2 protein-coding genes and 1 pseudogene are annotated in these 3,075 nt (G+C 55.3%); 1 reads left to right on the top strand and 2 read right to left on the bottom strand.

Features of this window, described 5'->3' with window-relative positions; all coding sequences use genetic code 11:
- Nucleotides 1-453: pseudogene (locus ACYCUK_RS24035) on the bottom strand (hypothetical protein); the annotation flags it as partial.
- Between the two features lie 85 nt (nt 454-538).
- Entirely contained in the window at nt 539-1,510 is a 972-nt protein-coding gene (gene galU, locus ACYCUK_RS24040) for a UTP--glucose-1-phosphate uridylyltransferase GalU (RefSeq protein WP_461268087.1), read from the bottom strand.
- A 1,368-nt stretch (nt 1,511-2,878) separates the two neighbouring features.
- Between galU and ACYCUK_RS24045 the strand changes: the two genes are divergently transcribed.
- Nucleotides 2,879-3,075: HDOD domain-containing protein (locus tag ACYCUK_RS24045; RefSeq protein WP_461597102.1), on the top strand; the 197-nt coding region annotated here is incomplete at its 3' end.

The raw sequence follows: 3,075 nt of genomic DNA on the forward strand, positions 1-3,075 counted from the left end.
CAGCAACGTCACTTCCAGCAGGTCGGCCGGCTCGTTGTAACTCGGAACCACAATGTCCACCGACGGGAAGGCCACTTCCTCCGCGGGCAGGGGAGCGGGTGTGCGCTTGCGCGGATTCACATTGACAAAATATCCCAGCAAGGCGAAGCCCGCGGAGTAAATCTCCGCCGCAAACAGGGTGATGCCCGCCACCAGACTGACCAGCCCATACCCGCCGATGGTAAACTCGACCCGCCAGACGAGATAACGCGCCGTCAGGAAGATGGCCAGAAAAATGCTGATGATCCGTAAGGGATTCACCCAGGGCTCCCGGAACTCCAGGGCGCGACCCACCAGGAAGATGACAATCATGAAGAGCAGCATCGCCCCACCGATGTAGGCCTCCGCCGTCGTCGAGACGGGCGCGCCCGCCAACAGGAAAATGCCGGCCAATGCGGACAGGCTGATCAGCACAACGAAGGTATTCAGCACAGAACTTGCTTGCGTTTTTAACGACATAAATCACCCCTTATGGTCGCTCACGATCCGGTGAAATTCATTAAGCGGCGCGGGTTTTGGTTTTGGATTTCGGGAAGGGAATGGGCTTGGGCTCATCCGCGACATAGGAACAAATCCCGCCGGTGGCGAGCTGATGGAGATATTCGGCCAACTGCTTTCCGACCCCATGATGGCGCAAGCCGAACTCAATCGTCGCCTGCAGGTAGCCGAACTTGTCCCCGCAATCAAAGCGCCGGCCTTCAAATTCGTAGCCCAACACCTGCCGCTCCTGCAGCAGGGCGGCAATGCCATCGGTCAGTTGGATCTCGCCGCCACTCCCGCTCGGCAACCCTTCCAGGTAGTCGAAGATCCGGGCCGGCAGAATGTAGCGACCAACGACCCCCAGGGTCGACGGGGCATTGCCGGGGGCGGGCTTTTCGACGATGCCGGATACCTGGTGAATGCGATCCTCCCAGGCTTTGGAGCGGATGATGCCGTATTTGTTGGTCTCTTCCGGCGGCACCTCTTGAATGGCAAGGATCGCCGCATGGTAGCGATCGTACTGTTCGACCATCTGAGTGAGTACCGGGCGCCGGGCGAGAATCAAATCATCGGCCAAAAGGACGGCAAAAGGCTGATCTCCCACCACGTCCCGGGCCATCAGGACGGCGTGGCCGAGACCCAACGGATACGGTTGCCGCAGGAAGGCCGTGCTCACCCCCTGCGGCACGATATTGCGCACCTCATCCAACAGTTGCTCTTTTCCCCGCCGCTCCAGCTCTTTCTCCAGCTCAAAGGCGACGTCGAAGTGATCGGCAATGGCGCGTTTGCCACGACCGCTGATAAAGATCAGGCGATCGCAACCGGCGGCCAGGGCTTCTTCCACCGCATATTGGATCAGCGGCTTGTCCACCACCGGCATCATCTCCTTGGCGGTGGCCTTGGTCGCCGGCAAAAAACGCGTACCCATCCCCGCAACGGGAAAAACGGCAGTACGTACTGCGGAAGCTGCTGGTTTCGATGTGGCGTTCATACGGTCCTCTCTTTAATCCTTGAGATCTTACGATATAGTTCACCTGTATTAATAAAAATGCCCATACAGTACATACCCGTTACGCCTATGCAGAGAACATCCCCCCGCCTGCACTGATAGGTATGCAATCACCCCGACAGAGGAGCACGGGAATCCATCCATCATGGATAAGCAATATCTGTGCCACATCCGGAAAACCAAAAAGATGGTTTGATTTGTTTCAAAAAGTTTACATTATGCAGGCCCAACATAGGGCGATATGACCAGCAATCTGTAGCCATTTTACTACACAATCCATAAGCAAGGCGGATGGTTACAAAGAAAATATCTATAAATCATTCAGATAACGCGTTCGCCGATATGAGACATCATGGCGCTATGAATGCAAGTCCCATCTGCTGCAGACAAACATTGTTATATCCGGTTGTTACAATACAGAATTTATAATAGTAAGAAATGCACGATTTTGGCGCTCAATGTGGTCTATAATGGTGCATCAAAATTGGATTTGTTAATTAACTTGAACATGGTGCATTCTGTTTCGGCATTGGCGTTGGCCCCCATGTGTACTGACAAACCAGGTTTGTCTCGGCTCATGACCCAGCGACCGTCTCACCTATATCATGCTGCGCAGCAAGGTACCCGGACAAATACCTCTCCTCAAACCTTCTCACGATGACCAGTTCCTCTGTGCGGCCATCAACTGGATATTTCGCAGCCGCGGTTGCTGCAGTGCCCTTTTCTTTTGCCATATGGTGACAAAAGATATAAATCTTCCTTGTTATAAAAGTATTTACTATTCCGTCAGTTGGTAATTTCATGGTAAATCAAAAATCAGCGCCGGGACGGCAGCTACCCGCTGCCCGGACTCTCATGATTCACGCATCAGGTCCAAATCCAAATTCCGCTTCCGGCGGATCTTTCGCTGCTCGTGGTTTTCCTGATCCCAGGTTGAATCAACCTCACCGCCCTGACCCCCGATCATCGAGCCCATGTGCCTTACGATTTGGCGATCGGCATGGCTTCTGTTGCTTTAGGCCCACGGCGTGTATGCTCAATAAACCTGGAAACGGGGGTTTGTGGGCAGTCGTTTTTTGCTCCCGCTCCCTCGGGTTGCTGTCCTCCGGATCATCCTGCCGGCAGTCGAAAACTCCCCGCCCGAATGGTTGGGCTGCCCGGGGCGGGATTCCGCCCGGAACGACAACGGCATAGGCCGGATTTCGGATAAAATGGGACCATAAGGCAAACACCGTGTCCGGCAACGACTTGCGCAGGCTGGGTAGCGGGGGATCCTGAAGGCCCGTCCTCTTCGGCGGCGGCTGCTTCCTTCAGGACGTCCGGTGGGGTAAGAGGTCTGATGGAGGGGGCATGGATCGGCGGATTTTCGAGCGGTTGCGGGAAACGGGACGTCTACCTTCACCCAAAGGCGTATCCTTGGAGGTGGCGCGCCTCGTTGATGCGCAAAATACGACCAGTCGCGACCTGGCCCAGGTCATTCAGTCCGATCCGGCTCTTACGGGCAAACTCCTGCGTCTCGCCAATATCGCGATTCATCTCGAACGGCG

The organism is Thiomonas sp. (assembly GCF_054608695.1).

Coding starts and splice junctions, on each gene's coding strand:
- galU (WP_461268087.1), bottom strand. CDS start 1,510: ATGAACGCCACATCGAAACCAGCAGCTTCCGCAGTACGTACTGCCGTT.